The organism is Aeromonas ichthyocola, assembly GCF_046087985.1.
Classification (GTDB): Bacteria; Pseudomonadota; Gammaproteobacteria; order Enterobacterales; family Aeromonadaceae; genus Aeromonas; species Aeromonas rivipollensis.
The window spans coordinates 1-19,023 of record NZ_JBJSWH010000002.1; the positions used below are offsets into that span (position 1 = coordinate 1).

Below are 19,023 nucleotides of genomic sequence, written 5' to 3' on the forward strand. Positions count from 1 at the left end.
GCTGGCGTCGTCCTCGTCCACGTCGCTGGTCGACAGATTGACGGTCACCTCGTCGATAGTGTCGGCGATCTGCGCCGTGGCGCTGGCGGTGCTGGTGTCCAGGCCTTCGTAGTTGCCACCGGCGCTGCTGGCGATACTGACTACGAAGCTGTCGCTGTCGAGGTTGGCATCATCGCCCTGGGCCGGTTGCGGCGCCGAACTGCCGACCGAGGCGCCGTCGGCGAAGTGGATCACCACGCCGTTGCTCAGGGTTACCGAGAAGGCGCCCTGGGTCGGGTTGTTCACACTGGCGGTGTAGGTGAGGGGCTGGTCTTCGTTCACCGTGACATCGTCGAGGGTCACAGTGGTGATGTCGATGGTGTCGTTGACGGTGATGGTGGCAGTATCGCTGATATCAGGTGTGCCAAGGTTGCCACCTGTGGCACTGGCGATGCTGACCGAATAAGCCTCGCCGTCGACAAAAATGTCATCTCCCTGCACAGCAAAGGCGCTGGATGTACCAGTGGTCTGGCCTACCAGGATGGTCACAGTGGCTCCGTTGGAGAGGATGATCTGCAGATTGCTTCCCGTTACAACCTGATCAACGCTTGCAACAATGCTCGCTGTGCCGCTGCCTTCATTTACAGTCACATCGCCCAGGGTGATATTGACCTGGCTCACCCCCAGGAAGTCCCCCACCACCAGGTGGTGGATGCCCGTCAGCTTGAACGCCAGCTCGGCCACGGCCGGATTGCCGCTGATATCGGCATAGACATAGGTGTTGCCGCCTTCGTGCTTGAACCACACACCGTAGGCGGTCGGGGTGGTTCCACCCCATTTGAGGTCGACGTCGTCTCCGAGCAGTTGGACCAGATCGATCTTGTCGGGGCCGCCGGCCGTGATCAGCGGGTTTGAGCCGAGATCCTTGATGCTCAGGAAGTCGGTGATGGTGTCCATCCCCATGGTGGTGGAGTCGGACCAGCTCTGCAGATCGTAGTGATCATAACCCCCATGCCAGCCGCCCCAGCCATGCCAACCGCGGTGAGAGTGCTGATTGAGCTCGGCGGTGAAGATGAAGGTGTCGGCGCCGCTGCCGCCACTCAGGGTGTCGGCCCCCAGACCGCCGGCGATCTCGTCGGCGCCGCTTCCCCCATACAGGCTGTCATTGCCTTTCTCACCGAAGAGCTCGTCATCCCCCCCTTCTCCATAGGCGGTGTCATTGCCGCTGCCGGCATAGATGGTATCGGCCCCTCCGGCACCGGCGCCTGCGAAGTTGTTGCCGTTGTCGCCGTAGAGCGTGTCGTTGCCCTGGCCGGAGAAGATGAAGTCATTGCCTGTGGCGCCAGCGAGGCCGGACGCCGAGTCCTTGCCATCGCCATAGATGATGTCGCCACCACTTTCGCTGAAGTAGCCGTGACGCCAGCTGTTGTCGTCATTGTTGCCGATGCGGTCGTCTCCCGAGCCGCCATACAGCAGATCGCGGCCATCAGCGCCGCTGATGATGTCGCCGCCTGCACCGCCATAGACGGTATCCCGGCCATCCCCTCCCTTGAGGGTGTCATCACCGGCGCCACCGTCGATCAGATCGTCACCGTCCTCGCCGTAGATGACGTCGTTGCCCCCTTCACCGAACACGGCGTCATTGCCGCCACCGGCATAGATCCTGTCATTGCCGCCGACAGTGCCACCCAACCCGCTGTCACCATAGATGTGGTCATTGCCACGGCCGGAGTAGATGAGATCGCTCCCCACTTCGTCTGCGCCACTCAACCAGGCGCCGCTGGCCGAGTTCTTGCCATCGCCGTAGATCACATCCTGACCGTTTTCGCGGCTGAAGTTGCAGCGCCAGGCATCGTCGACACCGATCACATCGTCCCCTGAGCCACCGTAGAGGGTGTCATTCTGGTCGGCTCCTACAAGCCGATCGCTCCCTTTGCCGCCGTAGACAATGTCGCGGCCATCACCGCCGTTGATGTAGTCGTTGCCATCGCCGCCATCGAGCAGATCGTCTCCCGCCTCGCCGTAGATGACGTCGTCCCCATCCTGGCCATAGACAGTGTCATTGCCTTCGCCGGCGAGGATCACATCCTTGCCCGCCCCGGCGAAGATGGTGTCGTTGCCACTCTCACCGTCGATGCTGTCATTGCCGCTGCCGGTGGTGATGTTGTCGTTGCCCGAGCCACCATCGACCGTGTTGTTGCCATTGCCCGCGTTGATGACATCGTTGCCGCTGCCGCCGTCGATCACGTCATTGCCGGCACCGGCTGTGATGGAGTCGTTGCCCGAGCCCCCATCGACAGCGTTGTTGCCTTCCCCCGCATTGATGGTGTCATCCCCGGCACCGCCATTGATCGCATCGTTGCCGGCAGTGGCGTTGATGATGTCGTTTCTGTTCGTTCCGTTGATATTGGCCATGAGCAAGTTCCTTTAAAAAGTGGGGGAAAGTGCGATATCGCTGAGGATCTGGGGGTGACAAGGGCGCATCTGCCTCGCACGCGGCGAGAGATGAGCCCCGTCTGTCTTACAAAGTGGATCTGGGCCAGCAGTCATGAGGAGCGGGCTGTTCTCTCCATAGCCCCCCTTCCTGAGCTGCGTGGTGAAATCTGTCGCCGTGAAGCCATCCTCTCCATTCAACGAGGGACGGCGATGGCCGCTGAGCACGGCGCGGGGCGCATTCGGCACGGCGCCATCCTGCGACCTGGCGGTGCTCGGAAACGGGGCATCAGGGCGAAGCGGCAGGCGATGGTTCTGCTGATGGGGATAAGGCGCGCTGGCGGGGAGAGTGGTTTGACGGCGGCCCTGGTGGCCGCGTTGGCGGATGCTCTGCTGGCAGCGCCTGGCGCAGGGGCCACCAGCGAGCCCGGCCTGCCCTGCCGCTGGCACACCAACGACAACAAGGCGCCGAGCCGGATAAGCCCAAGGTGTGGGGGCCTGCGCCAGCGTGCGCACAAGGCCGCTGCCGGATGGGATTGGATTGCGGGAGAGTGGCGGTATCAGGTCAGCTTGCGGTGACTCGGCGCTCACAGCGTCGAGGGCGGTCTCGACGGCGAAAGGTCTGCAACTGGCATCCCCTTCCCCGGAACGCCGCTGGCCGTCGATTGCCATGGGACACATCGGCCCCTGTGGCCAGATGTCGACGACACCTGACCCTAAAACATCGACCCCCATTTTAAACCCCTTAAATCCATTTAAGAGAGATAGTCAGAGTCAATCACCGTCATCCGTGATGCCTCTGCAAGGCACATCAACTTCAACCTGTCCCGGTCTTGAAAACGCACTCGCCATGGTGGCGCATTTATTTTTGGCTAAGCGTAGTTGCTGTCAGATTTGACAGTTGCGAATTTATTTTTTTGCTGCCTCTGGAAATTGGTGTTACGCCATTTTTCCCCGCCCGCGGGGCTCTGGGCAGCGGTGCTTGTTGCCTGTTTCACAACGCATTTTTTGTTTGCCGCTTTGCCCCCTGTGACAGGTGCGCCGCTCCGGCCCGGGTGTCAGGGCGTGCTTTATCCTGCCCTCCCCCGGGGTCGGTGAAGGCGGGGCAACCGCTAGGGGATGGTGGAGATGAACGCAGGAGGGAACATCGAGAGTCAGGGGACAAAGGGGGCCTGAGCCAGATCGGGCTGGAGAGAGCCAGCGGTCACATCAAATCGGTGAAGGGGTGATCCCCCAGCCACACACCTTGCTTCAGAGAACGTTTTTCCCTAGAATGCCGGCTCCCATCGAGGGGGAGTAGTCTCGCCACGGGTGCCAACCCGGTGCGCGATCCTGATCAACATACTTGGTGCCAACTCACCATGGTCAGGGTGATCCGGGCAATGCCGGATTTGACAAGACCTTTGACGGGCCAGTGCCAATACCGGGGACGGATGGCGCAGGCTTGTCTTTGGTTTATAACAATTCCGTCCCCCGGTCATATTTATGGAAGCCTTGTTAACCTCAACCCTGAGCGTGGCCATCGCCGAGATCGGCGACAAGACACAGCTCCTGGCGTTGCTGCTCATCTGTCGTTTTCGCAAACCCTGGCCCATCATCGCCGGCATGCTGGTCGCCACCCTGCTCAACCATGCGGGTGCCGCCTGGATAGGGGAGTTCATCAGCAGCTGGATGGACCCCAAGGTGATGACCTGGCTGGTCGCCGGGGCCTTCATCGCCATGGCGGTCTGGATCCTGGTGCCGGACAAGATGGACGATGAAGAGAGTTCCCTCGACAAATACGGCCCCTTCATGGCCACCTTCGTGCTGTTCTTCATCGCCGAAATAGGTGACAAGACCCAGATAGCCACTGTGCTGCTGGCGGCCAAGTACGACTCTCTCACTCAGGTCATCACGGGCACCACCATCGGCATGATGCTGGCCAACGTGCCCGTGGTGCTGCTTGGCAAGCTGGGGGCCGACAAGCTGCCTCTCCAGGGGATCCGCATCGCCTGCGCCATCCTCTTCGTGGGCCTGGGCGCCAGCACCCTGATCTTCGTCTGACTCGCCAGCAACGAGGGGATGGGATGGGCGTGAGCACCCATCCATATCCCCCCCTGCCCTTTATCAGAGCCCCCTCCTCCCGGTCGGGGCTTTTTTGTCGTCCGCTCCTGCCTCCCTGTCGCATCAGCGCCACCGGGGTCTGCCCCGGGACGCGGCGCCGTGCCATAATGCCTTACCATTCAGGCACGACGGCACCAGGAGCCTCGCCATGCTCGTCACCTCAAGACAGACCCTGCTCGACTGGGTCAGACGCGGTCGTCTCCCCCCGGGAGTCATTGCCCGCCGCCCTCGCCCTCTGCGATCTGCCCCCGGCCCCCGTGCGCTGGCAGTGGCTGTTCGACAGGCTGCTGCTCTGGCTCGGCTGCCTCTGCCTGGGGGCTGGCCTGGTGTTCTTCGTCGCCTTCAACTGGCAGGCGTTGGGCCGCCTCTCCCGCCTCGCCCTGCTGGAGCTGCCCCTGCTCGCCATGCTGCTGGTGCTCTGGCGCAAGCCCCTGGCCGATACCCCACGCCAGGCCCTGCTGCTGGCGGTGGCCCTCAACATAGGCGCCCTGCTGGCCCTGGTGGGTCAGACCTACCAGACAGGTGCCGATCCCTGGCAGCTCTTCGCCACCTGGGCCCTGCTGCTGTTGCCCCTGGCGGCGCTCGGCAGGAGCCCCCTGCTCTGGACGCTCTGCTGGCTGCTCGGCCAGCTGGCCCTGGTACTCTACTGGCGGCTCGGCCTCATCGATCTCTTCTTCTCCTTCAATGAAGAGGCCCTCGGCTGGTGCCTGACCCTGCTCAACGCCGCCCTCTGGGGGGCGCTCATCCTGGCCCCAGCGCGTCTCGGGCTCATGCCCTCCTGGCTCCCGGGGCTGGCCGCTGGGCTCGGGGTCACCCTGCTGGCCCTGCTGGCGCTGTTCGATGCCGCCTCCCCCTGGGTCTGGCCTGCCTGGCTCGCATGGCTTGGGGCCGCCTACCTGCGCTGGCACCACAGATTTATCGCCGGGCTCGCCATGGGGTGCCTGAGCCTTATCGCCGTCATTCTCGCGGCGCTCGGCAAGTGGATGGAGCCCGACATGAACGGCTTCCTGCTGCTGAGCCTGATTGCCATCGGCCTGTCGGTCGCGGCCAGCCGCTGGCTGCAACAACAACGGAGGTCCCATGCCTGAGCCGATCCTCTGGTCACCCCTGCTGGCCATCCCATCGCCATCGGACTTTCATGGTCATGGCCAGCCGCTGGCTGCAACAACAACGGAGGCAGCATGTCTGATCTGAGCCCCTGGGAGAGGCTGCGGGCCGCCCATCTGGTGGAGGGCGACGCCCCCCAAGACGAGCAACCTCACTGGTCGAGCCGCTTCCTGCTCGGCATGGTGGGCTGGCTGGCCGCCCTCTTCCTGCTGTTCTTCCTGTTCATGGCCTTCGAGAGCCTGATCCGCGAAGCGAACCACGCCCTTGTCATGGGCACCCTGCTGATGGCCGCCGCCCTCGGCCTCAACCGCCTGGCCCGGCGCAGCGATCTCTGGGATCAGTTCGTGCTGGCGCTCGCGCTCGCGGCCGATGCCTGGCTGCTCTATGGCCTCATCGACCAGATTGACCCCCACTCGGCCCCGCTCTGGCTGGGACTGGCCCTGCTGTCGCTGGCCATCGCCGCCCTGTTCGAGCACTGGCTGGTTCGCCTCTTCCACAGCTTCGCCGCCGCCATCCTGCTGACCATGGGGCTCGCCTGCCTCGGCCTGCAACTGCTGGCCCTGCCGCTGGTGATGGCCGCCCTAACCTTCTGCTGGCTGCAGGCCGAGCGCGACCCAGAACGCCATTCGCTCTATGAGTCCCTGACCCTGGGGCTGGCACTCTCCCTGCTGGTGCTGGGTCGGTTGCACCATCCACTCTGGGATGGCGGCACCAGCGCGCTCGACGAGCTCGGGCTCTCCCGCCTGCCGCTTATGCTCAATCCCCTGCTCTGCGCCGCCCTGCTGCTCGGGGTCATGGTGAAACTGAAACTGCCGTTGCTCTACGGCCTGCCCCTGGTGGTGATCAGCGCCATCATCCCCGGCATGGGGGCCGGCGCCCTGGTGCTGGTGCTCGGCTTTTATGCCGGGAGCCTGGGGCTCATGACCCTGGCCGGCCTGCTGCTGCTCGGCTTTGGCTCCCTCTACTACTACGATCTCGGGCTGACCCTGATGACCAAATCCTGGCTGCTGCTGGGCTCGGGGGCCCTGCTGCTCGGCGCCCGCCAGTTGTTGAACATCCTCGGCAAGGAGATCGCCTCATGAGACACTTTGCCCTCTTGCTGACCGGCCTCGCCACACCGCCGGGCTCCGGTCCCCTGTTATTCGGCGACGACCAAGGGTTCAAACACCTGCATGGGAGTATCCCCTCATGAGACGCCTTGGTTTCTTGCTGACCGGCCTCGCCACATTGCCGGGCTCCCGCCCCCTGTTGCTCGGCGACGACCAAGGGTTCAAACACCTGCATGGGAGGCTCCCCTCATGAGACGCCTTGGTTTCTTGCTGACCGGCCTCGCCATCCTGGTGGGCATCAATGTCACCGTCTGGCGCTTCGAGCATGCCATGAGCAGCGGCGAGACAGTGCTGCTGGAGCTGGCCCCGGTCGATCCCCGCTCCCTGATGCAGGGGGATTACATGCGCCTGAGCTACGCCCTCGCCCGTCAGTTGGGGAGCCCGCACCAGGAGGGTGCTGCCACCCAGACCCTGGTCATCCGCCTCGATGAGCAGCAAGTAGCGCAGCGGGTGGAGGGGGGCACCCCCGACGCCCTGGCCCCGGATCAGCGCCTGCTGCAGGCCCGCTGGCAGCAGGGCCAGTGGTGGATAGGGCCGGATGCCTTCTTCTTCGAGGAGGGGACAGCCGCCCAGTACGAGCAGGCGCGCTATGGCGAATTCCGGCTGCAGGCGGACGGCGCAACCCTGCTGGTCGGCCTTCGCGATCAGGCCCTCAAGCCCATAGGCCATACCCGCCCGGCCTGGTGATGGGCCGTCCCGGGAGCGCGCTGCCGCCCCCTGTTGCGCCACGCCTTGGCACAGCAACGGCGATAGCTCGCCCCTTCGGGTGGCGAAACCCCGCGGCTTGGCAACACTTGAAGCTGGGCACTCGGCAGCAGGATGGTCAGGATGAGCGCAGGAATAGGAAGGATCAGGAACAGAACCGCCCTCTTGGCCACACTCTTAGCCACACTCTGGGCCGGGCCGGGGGAGATGGGACAGGCCAGCGCCAGCCCGGCTCTTGGCAAGCTTCACTACCTCACCGAAGAGTACAAACCCTATAACTTCACCGGGGAAGATGGCACCCCAAGCGGCTTTGCCATCGAGCTGCTGCACCAGGTGTGGCAGAAGACGGGCACCCCGCCTCAGGAGATCAGCATCCTCCCCTGGGCCCGGGGCTACTACCTGCTGACCCAGAAGCCCAACGTGGTGCTCTTCGCCACCGCCCGCACCGAGGCGCGGGATCCCCTGTTCAAGTGGGCCTGCCCCATCGGCTATGCCGAAATCGTGCTGATGGGGCTGGCCAGCCATCCCCTCAAGCTCACCCGGCTGGAGGATGCTCAGCAGCACACCATAGGCGCCGTGCGCGCCGATGTGGGGGAGCAGTTGCTGCTCAACAGCGGCTTCGACGAGCAGAAGATAATGACAGCCAACCGCCTCCCCCAGGCGCTGCGGATGCTCACCTCGGGCCGGGTCGACCTCATCTCCAGCAACAAGGCCACCCTGATGGATCTCATCCAGGCCCAGCAGCTGGATCCCGCCCAGTTCGAGGTGCGCTGGGTGCTGAGCTCCGAGCAGTTCTGCTTCGCCTTCAGCCATCCGGTGGACGATGCCCTGGTCAAGGAGTTCCAGCACGGCCTGACCCAGGTGCTGGCCAGCAGCGAGTTCCAGCGGATCCAGCACAAGTACTTCCCGGCGCCCTAGTGCCCCTCGATGCCAGCAGAGAGGCCCGCCATGGGCCTCTCGCCTGCCGGGCACCGCTCTCTTCACTCAGCCCCGCCCAACCCTTGACCCCCATCACGAACACCATTGAATGTCTGACGCCGGTCGCCCCAAGGGGTGACAGGGGCCGCTATGGGTCCGTAAAATGACGCCGGGAGTCTGTTGACCCTCTCTTCGGGCAAGGGGACGGCGCACAATGGCGGCCAAGCCGTTGCGGCAGCGCCCCTGGTGGCGCGCACGACGGCAAGCCGCCGGGTACCCTTCCCCCAGGCGCCATCTCCCTATACCCCGGAGCCCATGGCACCGGCATCTCGTTTGAACAGATCTCGGTTTGCGCCCTGTTGATGGCGTGCGGCGGCGACAAGACCACGGGCAAGGCCTGTCTTGGCGCCAACAATGACTCTCTGGTGGAGGGGATGCAGGACAAATGCAAGGCGGGTGACACTGTGGCCACCAAGCACCCGGCCTATTTCTGCGACTTCAACTACGCCGTCGCCTACAACAGTTACAACTCCGCCATCTGCGTCTACTCGGGGGCATTGAAACCGGAGCGCACCACCGAGAAATCATGACTCGGGCAACCCTGCCAGGGGTTGCCATCAGGCAGCAGGGTGAGTGGCCCGAACCTTATGGTTTGGGCCCTTCGGGCCAAAAGGGGTCATTATTTGACCCGCATCAGACGGTGGCACTGCCCGCCAAACTCCAGCTGGACAACCTGGGAGCGGGCCATGGCATCGACCCGGGCCATCTATTTGACCCGCATCAGACGGTGGCACTGCCCACCGAGCTCCAGCTGGACAACCTGGGAGCGGGCCATGGCATCGACCCGGGCCAGCATCTCGGCGCTGTAGCCCTTGCGGTGCATCCACTGCATGGGCTCCTCGAAGCTGCCTTCGTTGACGATGAAGGTGTCTGTGTAGGCATTCTTGATGATGCTGACCACCCAGATGCGCTGCTGAAACTCGGAAAGCTCCGCAAAGAGGGTGGCCACTTTCGCCGCCAGGGCGCGGAACTGGCCGATAACGCGGTTTGCCATGGTAGAGGGTGCCTGTGTTGAGGGAGACGCATCCTAGCATCCCGGGCGCGGGGGCAACAATGCGCGGCATCAAAGCCGCGGCCCCTGGCCCCCTTGCCATGGGCAAGGGCGTCTCAGGTGCAACCTGCCCGTCCCTCCAGCGCGCGGCGCTGGCGTTTGACCGCATACATGCGCGCATCGGCCTGGCGCAGGGCGTCGTCTATGCTGGTGTGCGCCGGATCTATGGCCACGGCCCCCACGCTGGCGCCGGGATAGTCCAGCACCCGGGAGGGGATTGGCACTTGAAAAACGCTCTGCTCGAACAACCGGCGCTGGAAGCCCTGCACCGCCCCCTCGACCGTCTCATGCCCCTGATGAGGCCCCATGCCCACCACGACGAACTCGTCCCCCCCGACCCGCGCCAGCAGATCGCCGCCGCGCAGGGCCGCCGACAGTTGCTGCGCCATGGTGATCAGCAGCTTGTCCCCCGCCTCGTGACCGTGGGTATCGTTGATCTGCTTGAAGCCATCGAGATCGATAAAGGCGATGAGCACAGGGTGCCCGGCCCGCTCCGACAGGGAAAACAGGCGAGCCAGCTCCTGCATCAGCGCCCGCCGGTTCGGCAGGCCGGTCAGGGGATCGCTGAGGGCCTGGCGCGCCAGCTCCTGGTTGGCCTGCTGCAACTGCTGCAGCAACTGCTCCCGCTCCACATGCTCGGCGATGAGCCGGGCGAAGAAGCCGATAAGCTGCTCAGCCCCCTCCACCAGGGGTTTTCGCTCGGCACTGGCGCCACACAGGGTGCCATAGAGTGACCCCGAGGGAGTGCGAACCGGGCTGCTCAGATAGGTGCGAATGCCCATGATCCTGGCCGCATCCGAATCGCCCCAGCACTCGGCCACGTTGTCGGTGAACATGCGCCCCTCATCGATGGCGCGCCGGCACAGGGTATCGCTCCAGTCCACCGTGATCCCCTCCGGGATCTGCAGCCCGGCCACGTCGTTGGCGTTGTTGGCATAGCGGATGCTCTGCGTGCCCTGCTCGACATCAATCTGGGTGAGATAGGTCGACTCCAGCCCGGTCACCGCCTCGAGCATTTCCAGCAGGGGCCGGGTCAGGCTCTCCAGATCCCGCGCCTGCGTGACCCGCTCCGACAAGGTCTGCAATATCTTGTCCATGCCTCTCTCCACTGCCTGCATGTGATGGGCGACCACCTTAGCCAACTCGGGACACGCCAGACAAGTGCGAGAAAGGGGTAGGCCGGGGAAATATCGGCCCGTTCACACTTTGGCGGGCCACGCCTGAGGCCCCTCCCCACCCCAGGCGTGCGGCCGTAACTTTGAACCAGCGCAAAAAACCTGTCGATTCTGACACTTGGGTCAGCAATATCCATGGATCGGGCCCCGTCGGCTCCGTAGGATGGGGGTGGGTGCCCGTTGGACCCTTTTTCGTATGCCAGGGTCAGCGGCGCATTGTGGTAGCGAGAGCCAGGGGCGGTAGCGTCGTTGGCGGATGCCAGCCCGGCATCCCGCGCCTCGGCAAGGTGCGAGGGTTCCACCCTCGACGGGGTTTCCGACGACCCCGAGACAAGCAGGGTCGAGTAGCGAAGCGTAATCGTCCGCGGTAACAATCCCCTCGCCCCTTGCGGGAGAGGCGTAGGGTGCAATAAGCGGAGCGCATTGCACCACGGTAACCATCCCCTCTCCCCTTGCGGGAGAGGCGTAGGGTGCAATAAGCACAGCGCATTGCACCAGGGTAACAATTCCCTCTCCCCTTGCGGGAGAGGGGTAGGGTGCAATAAGCACAGCGCATTGCACCACGGTAACCATCCCCTCTCCCCTTGCGGGAGAGGGTTAGGGGTTGGGTAACTTGGGCACGGCTTCGCCATGCAGGACACGAGGACTCCGTCCTCGACGGGGTTTCGCCCGCCCTTCGGGCTTGGGCGAGTGACTTTGGAAAGACCCAAAGTCACCAAAGGTCTTCTCCCCCGCTTGTTCGCCCTCCTGCGTCGGGTTCCCTCGGTTCACCCCTTTGTCCGACGGCACGCGCCGATGGGCCATCCATGGCCCAGCGGCGCTCGCTCGGCGTCCTGCCTCGCGGCCTGGACAAACGGGCTCACCTCGACGAACAAGAGGGGGCAAAAAACCAAATCCTCAACTCCGAGGCCAGTTAACCGAACCCAATGTATTCGGGACAATGATCGGGAGGGTTGTTATCTCTGATCTGGCCCCTCGCCCACCGTATGGCAAGACCAAATTGTCGCACCTATGCAACAAGCACAATCGACATGGTAAAAATTAATATGAGTACAGCAACAAGCGGTACACCGTCCTATCGAGGAATGACCTTATATTAAAGGCCTGATAGTGAGTATTTATCCGTGATAACACCTTATTTCTAGCACGTCCGATTACGCTCCGCTGATCGAACCTATGGGCTAAAAACCCTATTTATAATCGACGGCATTAATTAACCTTATTTTATGAGAAGGTATGTCATGCTACTTGATATAGAATTAGAGAATTGCTATGGGATCAGCAAATTATCAAAAAAATTTAATCTTACAAAAACTGATTCTTGCTGTGGAGTTAACTCTCTATATGCGCCTAATGGCACATTAAAAACTTCCCTAACAAAAACCTTCAAAGATATTGAAAACCAAAAAACCACTAAAGATATTATTTTCCCTGAGCGTATAACTATTAGATCAGTAAAGATAAATGACACTGACATTACTGCTGAGCAAGTTCTAACCATTGACTCTTACAATGAAAGTTATAGCTCTCAACAACTGTCCACATTACTTGTCGATAACGGACTAAAACAACAATATGATATAGCATTGAAAGAAGTAGATGATAAACGGGAGTCACTAATAAAATCCCTGTCAAAATCCTCTGGAAAAGCAGCCAAAGGTATTCCAGAAATTATTTGCGAGGCATTCTCAAAACCAGAAAAGAAACTACTAGAGTTGCTGGTGGAATTATATGAAGAAAAGCATGATAACCTAAGTCACTTCAGTAATCTTAAATACAATGATCTTTTCAACCAAAAAGTTATTGAACTTATTTCCTCTGGAGACTTAAATCAAGAGCTAACTGAATATGTTGAGACTTATGAGAAGCTTATTAGTGAGTCTACAATCCTATCCAGAACATTTAATCACCAGAAAGCTGGTGATGTATCTAAAAATTTGAATGAATCAGGTTTTTTTACAGCATCGCACAGCGTCAACATTTCAATTAAGGGTGAAAAATGTGAAGTTACCTCACAAGAAGATCTAAATGCACTACTTCAGCAGGAACAAGACCAAATATTAAAAAACCCAGTACTCAAAGAAAAACTCAGCAAATTCGATAACAAACTTAAGACAAAAGACACTCAAACATTTCGTGATTATATTTCAGAGCATCAAGACTTGCTTCCAGAATATCAAAACATAAATCTATTCAAGAAAAAAATAATTTTAAGTTATCTACAATCACAACAAGTTCTTTGGCACGACTTAGTAGACACTTACAAAAAAAATCAAGAACTAATAAAACAAATTATCCAACAAGCCCAAGAACAAAGAACTACATGGGAAACTGTTGTTGACACTTTCAACAAACGCTTTGACGTACCATTTAAGCTTAGTGTTGAAAACCAAGATGAAGTCATTCTCAATGCAGCAACACCTACGATAAAATTCAGATTCAATGATGGTCGTGGTAACTCAGAAAATATAAATCATCAAAGCTTAATTTCCGCATTAAGCCAAGGTGAAAAACGCGCATTATATATCCTTAATGTGTTATTTGAGCTAGAAGTTAGAAAGCAAAGCACTCAACCTATTTTGATCATTGTTGATGATATTGCAGAGTCTTTTGATTATAAAAATAAATATGCAATCGTAGAGTATCTGCGCGATTTATCAAAGACAACTTGTTTTCATTTACTTTTACTTACTCATAACTTTGACTTCCACAGAATTGTTAGTAGCCGTCTAAATGCTAAGCGGCAGAATAGACTGATAGCTATAAAGTCCCTTGATGGAATAAAAATAATTCAAGAAAGATATCAGAAGGATGTGTTTTCAACCTGGAAACAAAATTTAAGTACCAATGAAAAATACATGCTGGCAAGCATTCCGTTTGCCAGAAATATTGCAGAGTATTGTGGGCGTAATGAACATTTCGAAAAACTTACATCTTTACTGCATCTAAAAGAAAATAGCGCAAACATCATCGTGAGTGATTTGCAATTTATTTACCGTGATATATTTAGTGACCTACCCAATTTATCACTACCAAATGGTCATGACTCCATAATAGATAAAATATTCCAACACAGTGACGCCCTAGTAATTGATAACCAAGAAACCCCTGAGCTTGAGTGTAAAGTTATTTTGGCTATGGCTATCAGGCTTAAAGCCGAAGAGTTCATGATAGATAGGATTTCTGACCAAGAGTTCGTAACCTCTATCACCTCTAACCAAACACGTGAGCTTTTTGACAAATATACAGCAGTATTTTCAACAGATTTAGAAAATATCGCTTTATTAGATCAAGTCAACTTAATGACTCCAGAGAACATCCATCTTAATTCATTTATGTATGAACCAATTTTAGATATGTCAGCTTGTCGTCTTTATGCGTTATATATTGACATTAAAAATATCATGCAAATGTAAAATACTATTAAATGTTAATTATGAAACCATGAAATGTTCATAGACAAAAACCGCAACCCTTTGGTTTCGATTTTTTATCTATCCAATTAAACCAACTCCAGCACAGAGTCACTGGTTTTGTCGGTGCTGTTTTCCTGTACAATTTTCATTTCAGCAGCGTTTTTATTGGCTCAACCTGTTGGCTCTAACAGAGCCACCGATCTTACGCACGGCGCCAGCTGGTCTTGCCGGCGCTGTCTTCCAGCACTATGCCCATCTCGGTGAGGCGGTTGCGGGCGGCGTCGGCGGCGGCCCAGTTCTTGTCGGCGCGGGCCTGGTTGCGCTGGGCGATCAGTTGCTCGATCTCGGCCACTTCGTCGTCCGCTTCACCACCCTTCAAGAAGGCGTCCGGGTCTTGCTGCAGTATGCCGAGCACGGCGCCCAGCTCGCGCAGACGGGCACCCAGGCCAGCGGCGACATTGATGTCTTCGGCCTTCTGGCGGTTGATCTCGCGCACCAGATCGAACAGGGCGGAGTAGGCTTCCGGGGTGTTGAAGTCGTCGTCCATGGCATCGACAAAGCGGGCCACCTGCTCGTCACCACCGGCGGCAGCGGCGGCAGGCAGGTCGCGCAGGGCGGTGTACATCCGCTCCAGGGCGGCGCGGGCCTGCTTCAGGTTGTCTTCCGAGTAGTTGAGCTGGCTGCGGTAGTGGCCGGACATCAGGAAGTAGCGCACGGTTTCGGCGTCAAAATGGGCCAGGACGTCGCGGATGGTGAAGAAGTTGCCAAGGGACTTGGACATCTTCTCCTTGTCAACCATCACCATGCCGCTGTGCATCCAGGTGTTGACGTAGTCGCCACCGTGGGCGCAGCAGGACTGGGCTATTTCGTTCTCGTGGTGGGGGAACTGCAGATCCGAGCCGCCGCCGTGGATGTCGAAGTGGTTGCCAAGGTGCTTGGAGTTCATGGCGGAGCACTCTATGTGCCAGCCGGGACGACCCGGGCCCCAGGGGCTGTCCCAGGTCGGCTCGCCGGGCTTGGACATCTTCCACAGCACGAAGTCCAGGGGGTTGCGCTTGGCTTCGACCACGTCGACCCGGGCACCGGCCTGCAGCTGCTCCAGATCCTGGCCCGAGAGCTTGCCGTAGTCGGCGTAGGACTCGACGATGAACATGACGTCGCCGTTGTCCGCCACGTAGGCGTGCTCTTTTTCCAGCAGGGTTTCGACCAGGGCGATGATTTCATGGATGTGCTGGGTGGCGCGGGGCTCGATGTCCGGGCGCAGCATGCCGAGGGCGTCGAAGTCCTGATGCATGTCGCCGATCAGGCGCTCGGTGAGGTCGTCACAGGTGACCTGGGTCTCGGCAGCGCGCTTGATGATCTTGTCATCCACGTCGGTGATGTTGCGCACATAGGTGAGATCGTAACCGGCGTAACGCAGGTAACGGGCCACCACGTCGAAGGAGACGAAGGTGCGGCCGTGGCCGATATGACAGTGATCGTAGATGGTAACGCCACACACATACATGCCCACCTTGCCCGGGTGGATAGGTTTGAATTCTTCTTTTTGACGAGTGAGTGTGTTGTATATCTTCAGCATCTTATGACCACTGCCTGTGAGTAAAATGGCCTGACATTCTAACCGCATCCGGTGGAGAAAACGAGGCAGAAAAAGCGCCGGATCCCCCATGCCATCTATGCCGCAGCTCCTTGATGGGCTAGAATTGCCACCACTTTAGGCCATAGCCCATGCAACAGCCGCGAGCCGGCTTCGTGCTCGCGCAACATTTGAAAGGACATATCATGGTTACTCTGCACACCAACCACGGCGACATCACCCTGACCCTGAACGCGGAAAAAGCCCCCGAGACCGTGGCCAACTTCCTGCAATACTGCCGTGACGGTCACTACGACAACACCATCTTCCACCGCGTCATCGACGGCTTCATGATCCAGGGCGGCGGTTATGCCCCTGGCTTCGAAGAGAAAGAGACCCGCGCCTCCATCAAGAACGAGGCGGCCAACGGCCTGTCCAACAAGATTGGCACCATCGCCATGGCCCGCACCTCGGAGCCGCACTCCGCCAGCGCCCAGTTCTTCATCAACGTGAACAACAACGACTTCCTGGACTTCAAGTCCCCCACCACCCAGGGCTTCGGCTACTGCGTGTTCGGTGAAGTCACCGCCGGCATGGACGTGGTCAACAAGATCAAGGGCGTCAAGACCGGCAACTACGGCCGCATGCATCAAGACGTGCCGACCGAAGACGTCGTCATCACCAAGGTGACCCTTGCTGAGTGATTGTCGCCTTCTGCGCACTGATATAACTGCGGCCCCGGCCGCAGTTTTTCCATCTGCGCAGGCCACCCCCGCCAACTGGCGCCGCCTCGACTATCTGGCCCAAGGCAATCCTCGCCAGCGCTCCGCCCATGCCTTGCTAAGCAGTGGTGTGTGGGATGCGCTTGAGCGCCTGTGCCAGGACCTGGCCCTGGTGAGCACTGTCGCCATCGGGCTCGACAGGCCCGGCAGCGATCTCGATGTGCTCTGCCAGCACCCTGAGCCCGCGCGCCTCGCCGCCCTCTTGCGCGAGCAGGGCTGGACGGCCAGCGACAAGGGGCACCAGGTGTGGCTGATGGAGCAGACCCTGACAGGCCCGGACCAGGCGCGCTGGCCGGTGGAGCTCTATGTCACCCAAGCCCGGCTTGAGACGCTCAACGGCTGGCGTCACCTCAGCCTGATGGCCGCCCTGCTGGGGCACTTTGGCCACGACTTCTATCAGGCCGTGCTGCGCCTTCGCCTCGAGGAAGGACTCAAGGGAGAGGCGGCCATCTGCCGTCTGCTTGGCCTTGGCGGCGATCCTTACGCCGCGCTGCTGACCCTGGAGGGGCGCGATCTTGCCGCGCTCCACTGGCAGGCCCATTCCCAGTGCGACTCGTCCACGCTGGCAGACTCCCCTGCCCCCCTTTGCCCGGATCCCATCAAGAGCACTCATCCCACATCATGAGCACCCTTTTTATCAGTGACATTCACCTGTGCACCCAGCGGCCCGACATGACAGCCGCACTGGTGCGTTTTCTCGAGCGCGACGCCCCCAAGGCCGATGCCCTCTATGTGCTGGGAGATCTGTTCGAATTCTGGATTGGCGACGACGATCCCAACCCGCTCCACAGCCAGGTGGCCGAGGCCTTCCTGGCCCTGAGCCGGCAGGATGTGCCCATCTACTTCATCCACGGCAACCGTGACTTCCTGCTGGGCAAGGCCTTCGCCAAACGGGCGGGCATGACGCTGCTCGGCGACCCTTGCGTCATCGATCTCTACGGGGAGCGGGTGCTGCTGAGCCACGGGGACCTGCTCTGCACCCTGGATGAGGGCTATCAGAAGTTTCGCCGCATCACCCAGCAAAAATGGCTGCGCTGGCTCTTCCTGCGCCTGCCGCTGGCCCGCCGCCAGCTCATCGCCTGCAAGATGCGTGGCCAGAGCCAGATGGAGAATGCCGGCAAACCACAGACCATCATGGATGTGACCCCGGCGGCGGTCGATGCGCTGTTGCGCCAGCATGGCTGCCAGTTGCTTATCCATGGCCACACCCACAGGCCCGCCGTCCATGACTTCATGCTGGACGGCAAGCCGGCGCGGCGCATCGTGCTGGGAGACTGGTTCGAGCAAGGGTCCGTGCTGAGCTGCTCCCCGCAGGGCCAGCGGCTCGAGAGTCGCCCCCTCCCCGAGTGACGGTCCCCCTCGGGGATGAGGGGTGCCCATATGACAACGTCTGTCCCCCTCCCCGAGCAGGATGCAACGCAGAACCCTGCATATACTCTGTGTCTGTGCACACAAATGAGGACTAAATGATGGGATTTCTTACTTGGGTTGTATTGGGATTGATCGTCGGCATCCTGGCCAAATGGATAATGCCGGGCAAGGATGGGGGCGGTTTCTTCATGACGGTGATCCTGGGGGTCATAGGCGCCATGGTGGGTGGTTACATCGGCACCCTGCTGGGCATGGGGACTGTCACCGGCTTCAACCTGCCGAGCATACTTATCGCCACCGTGGGTGCCTTGATAGTGCTGTTTTTCTACAACAAGATCCGCAGCTGAGCCGCTGAATCCGTTTTTTTCAGCACTCGATGTGTATGCCCCCGTGCCAGGATCCGAAACCTTGGGTTTCGGATTTTTTATGGGCGAGCCACTCCTTTCACCCCCGGTGCAGCTGGCAGGGAAAGTCGCCCTGCCAGGCGCCGGGGTTCTGGCGCGAGGCGCTGACGTATAGAGGTTGGCGGGTGCGGCACTGGCGCAGATCTCGCGCTTGCGCCTATGGGATCCCGTTATTGCCATACAGACAGAAGCCGGGGCGCTCGCTCAATCGCTTGTAGTAATCGCTCACCGCCGCGAGTGGCGGGCGCTCGAAGGGGGTATGGAACCAGCGATTCACCGACAGGCCGACGGGAATGTCCGCCAGCGAGAAGCGGCTCCCGGCCACATAGCCGCCGGTGGCCTCGAGCTGCCAGTCCAGGATCTGCATATACCTGGACCACTCGGCACAACTCGCCCCCATCGCCTGGCTGTCCTGATGGGCGGGGGAGTGCCTGACCAGCGACATGAAGGCGTAGCTCCAGGCGCGGTTCAAGTCCGACGACTGCCAATCCATCCATTGATCGACCCTGGCCCTTGCCCGCGCCTCGGCGGGATAGAGCGCGCCGTCACCATAGCGCGTCGCCAGATACCGAATGATGCTGTTCGATTCCCACAGGGTGAAGTCCCCATCTCTCATGACCGGCACCATACCGTTGGGATTCAACGCCAGAAACTCGGCACTCCGAGTGGACTGAAAACCGCTCCCCCACTCCTCCCGCTCGAAAGGGAGATCCAGCTCGGCGCAGGCCCACAACACCTTGCGCACATTGATTGACGACCCCTTGCCCAGTATAGGAAAAACAAAAAGGCCACTATCGCTAGTGGCCTTCGTAAGTCTTTGATTGCTTTCTTCAA

General features: G+C 59.5%; 16 protein-coding genes and 1 pseudogene. 12 read left to right on the forward strand and 5 right to left on the reverse strand.

Annotated features, from left to right (window positions below; genetic code table 11):
* On the reverse strand, positions 1-2,394 hold a 2,394-nt coding region (locus ACF2JD_RS04780; protein WP_440986888.1), incomplete at its 3' end, for an immunoglobulin-like domain-containing protein.
* 90 nt (positions 2,395-2,484) lie between these two features.
* Between ACF2JD_RS04780 and ACF2JD_RS04785 the strand changes: the two genes are divergently transcribed.
* The 7 genes and pseudogenes from ACF2JD_RS04785 to ACF2JD_RS04815 all read left to right on the forward strand — a co-directional run bounded on the left by ACF2JD_RS04785 (position 2,485) and on the right by ACF2JD_RS04815 (position 8,944).
* Entirely contained in the window at positions 2,485-2,991 is a 507-nt protein-coding gene (locus tag ACF2JD_RS04785; protein ID WP_440986889.1) for a hypothetical protein, read from the forward strand.
* A gap of 906 nt (positions 2,992-3,897) precedes the next feature.
* Positions 3,898-4,455, forward strand: coding sequence for a TMEM165/GDT1 family protein (locus tag ACF2JD_RS04790; protein WP_440986890.1), 558 nt, complete (start codon positions 3,898-3,900; stop codon positions 4,453-4,455).
* Between the two features lie 208 nt (positions 4,456-4,663).
* Positions 4,664-5,603, forward strand: a pseudogene (locus ACF2JD_RS04795) (DUF2157 domain-containing protein).
* Positions 5,604-5,696: 93 nt separating this feature from the next.
* Positions 5,697-6,704, forward strand: coding sequence for a DUF4401 domain-containing protein (locus tag ACF2JD_RS04800; RefSeq protein ID WP_289984626.1), 1,008 nt, complete (start codon positions 5,697-5,699; stop codon positions 6,702-6,704).
* Positions 6,705-6,920: 216 nt separating this feature from the next.
* Positions 6,921-7,418 carry a GDYXXLXY domain-containing protein gene (locus tag ACF2JD_RS04805; protein ID WP_025327412.1) on the forward strand — a complete coding sequence of 166 codons (498 nt, stop codon included), beginning with the start codon at positions 6,921-6,923 and terminating at the stop codon, positions 7,416-7,418.
* 162 nt (positions 7,419-7,580) lie between these two features.
* A complete protein-coding gene (locus tag ACF2JD_RS04810; RefSeq protein ID WP_440987202.1) occupies positions 7,581-8,354 on the forward strand; it encodes a transporter substrate-binding domain-containing protein in 774 nt (257 codons plus the stop codon).
* Positions 8,355-8,716: 362 nt separating this feature from the next.
* Positions 8,717-8,944, forward strand: coding sequence for a hypothetical protein (locus tag ACF2JD_RS04815; protein ID WP_440986891.1), 228 nt, complete (start codon positions 8,717-8,719; stop codon positions 8,942-8,944).
* A 176-nt stretch (positions 8,945-9,120) separates the two neighbouring features.
* On the opposite strand, the gene ACF2JD_RS04820 is transcribed toward ACF2JD_RS04815, so the two are convergent.
* On the reverse strand, positions 9,121-9,408 hold the full coding sequence (locus ACF2JD_RS04820; RefSeq protein ID WP_440986892.1) for a hypothetical protein: 288 nt from the start codon (positions 9,406-9,408) through the stop codon (positions 9,121-9,123).
* Positions 9,409-9,521: 113 nt separating this feature from the next.
* Positions 9,522-10,562 carry a diguanylate cyclase gene (locus ACF2JD_RS04825; protein ID WP_440986893.1) on the reverse strand — a complete coding sequence of 347 codons (1,041 nt, stop codon included), beginning with the start codon at positions 10,560-10,562 and terminating at the stop codon, positions 9,522-9,524.
* Between the two features lie 1,319 nt (positions 10,563-11,881).
* On the opposite strand from ACF2JD_RS04825, the gene ACF2JD_RS04830 reads away from it, so the two are divergent.
* Positions 11,882-14,056 carry a hypothetical protein gene (locus tag ACF2JD_RS04830; RefSeq protein ID WP_440986894.1) on the forward strand — a complete coding sequence of 725 codons (2,175 nt, stop codon included), beginning with the start codon at positions 11,882-11,884 and terminating at the stop codon, positions 14,054-14,056.
* Positions 14,057-14,258: 202 nt separating this feature from the next.
* Here the strand turns inward: ACF2JD_RS04830 and cysS are convergent, their stop codons facing one another.
* Positions 14,259-15,635 (reverse strand): cysteine--tRNA ligase, encoded by a 1,377-nt coding sequence (gene cysS / locus ACF2JD_RS04835; RefSeq protein WP_234689896.1) that lies wholly within the window; start codon positions 15,633-15,635, stop codon positions 14,259-14,261.
* A 203-nt stretch (positions 15,636-15,838) separates the two neighbouring features.
* On the opposite strand from cysS, the gene ACF2JD_RS04840 reads away from it, so the two are divergent.
* The 4 genes from ACF2JD_RS04840 (at position 15,839) to ACF2JD_RS04855 (ending at position 18,132) form a co-directional block, all read left to right on the forward strand.
* Positions 15,839-16,336, forward strand: coding sequence for a peptidylprolyl isomerase (locus ACF2JD_RS04840; protein WP_025327420.1), 498 nt, complete (start codon positions 15,839-15,841; stop codon positions 16,334-16,336).
* Complete coding sequence (locus tag ACF2JD_RS04845) at positions 16,326-17,039, forward strand: DUF4269 domain-containing protein (RefSeq protein WP_440986895.1); 714 nt, start codon at positions 16,326-16,328, stop codon at positions 17,037-17,039. Before ACF2JD_RS04840 ends, ACF2JD_RS04845 begins: the two co-directional genes overlap by 11 nt.
* Complete coding sequence (gene lpxH, locus ACF2JD_RS04850; protein ID WP_440986896.1) at positions 17,036-17,764, forward strand: UDP-2,3-diacylglucosamine diphosphatase; 729 nt, start codon at positions 17,036-17,038, stop codon at positions 17,762-17,764. Before ACF2JD_RS04845 ends, lpxH begins: the two co-directional genes overlap by 4 nt.
* A gap of 119 nt (positions 17,765-17,883) precedes the next feature.
* Positions 17,884-18,132: a GlsB/YeaQ/YmgE family stress response membrane protein gene (locus ACF2JD_RS04855; protein WP_025327423.1), complete on the forward strand. Its 249-nt coding sequence runs from the start codon at positions 17,884-17,886 to the stop codon at positions 18,130-18,132.
* Positions 18,133-18,346: 214 nt separating this feature from the next.
* Here the strand turns inward: ACF2JD_RS04855 and ACF2JD_RS04860 are convergent, their stop codons facing one another.
* Positions 18,347-18,961 (reverse strand): glutathione S-transferase N-terminal domain-containing protein, encoded by a 615-nt coding sequence (locus tag ACF2JD_RS04860; protein WP_440987203.1) that lies wholly within the window; start codon positions 18,959-18,961, stop codon positions 18,347-18,349.
* Positions 18,962-19,023: the final 62 nt, after the last annotated feature.

Coding starts and splice junctions, on each gene's coding strand:
- ACF2JD_RS04785 (WP_440986889.1), top strand. CDS start 2,485: ATGAGCCCCGTCTGTCTTACAAAGTGGATCTGGGCCAGCAGTCATGAG.
- ACF2JD_RS04790 (WP_440986890.1), top strand. CDS start 3,898: ATGGAAGCCTTGTTAACCTCAACCCTGAGCGTGGCCATCGCCGAGATC.
- ACF2JD_RS04800 (WP_289984626.1), top strand. CDS start 5,697: ATGTCTGATCTGAGCCCCTGGGAGAGGCTGCGGGCCGCCCATCTGGTG.
- ACF2JD_RS04805 (WP_025327412.1), top strand. CDS start 6,921: ATGAGACGCCTTGGTTTCTTGCTGACCGGCCTCGCCATCCTGGTGGGC.
- ACF2JD_RS04815 (WP_440986891.1), top strand. CDS start 8,717: ATGGCGTGCGGCGGCGACAAGACCACGGGCAAGGCCTGTCTTGGCGCC.
- ACF2JD_RS04820 (WP_440986892.1), bottom strand. CDS start 9,408: ATGGCAAACCGCGTTATCGGCCAGTTCCGCGCCCTGGCGGCGAAAGTG.
- ACF2JD_RS04825 (WP_440986893.1), bottom strand. CDS start 10,562: ATGGACAAGATATTGCAGACCTTGTCGGAGCGGGTCACGCAGGCGCGG.
- ACF2JD_RS04830 (WP_440986894.1), top strand. CDS start 11,882: ATGCTACTTGATATAGAATTAGAGAATTGCTATGGGATCAGCAAATTA.
- cysS (WP_234689896.1), bottom strand. CDS start 15,635: ATGCTGAAGATATACAACACACTCACTCGTCAAAAAGAAGAATTCAAA.
- ACF2JD_RS04840 (WP_025327420.1), top strand. CDS start 15,839: ATGGTTACTCTGCACACCAACCACGGCGACATCACCCTGACCCTGAAC.
- lpxH (WP_440986896.1), top strand. CDS start 17,036: ATGAGCACCCTTTTTATCAGTGACATTCACCTGTGCACCCAGCGGCCC.
- ACF2JD_RS04855 (WP_025327423.1), top strand. CDS start 17,884: ATGGGATTTCTTACTTGGGTTGTATTGGGATTGATCGTCGGCATCCTG.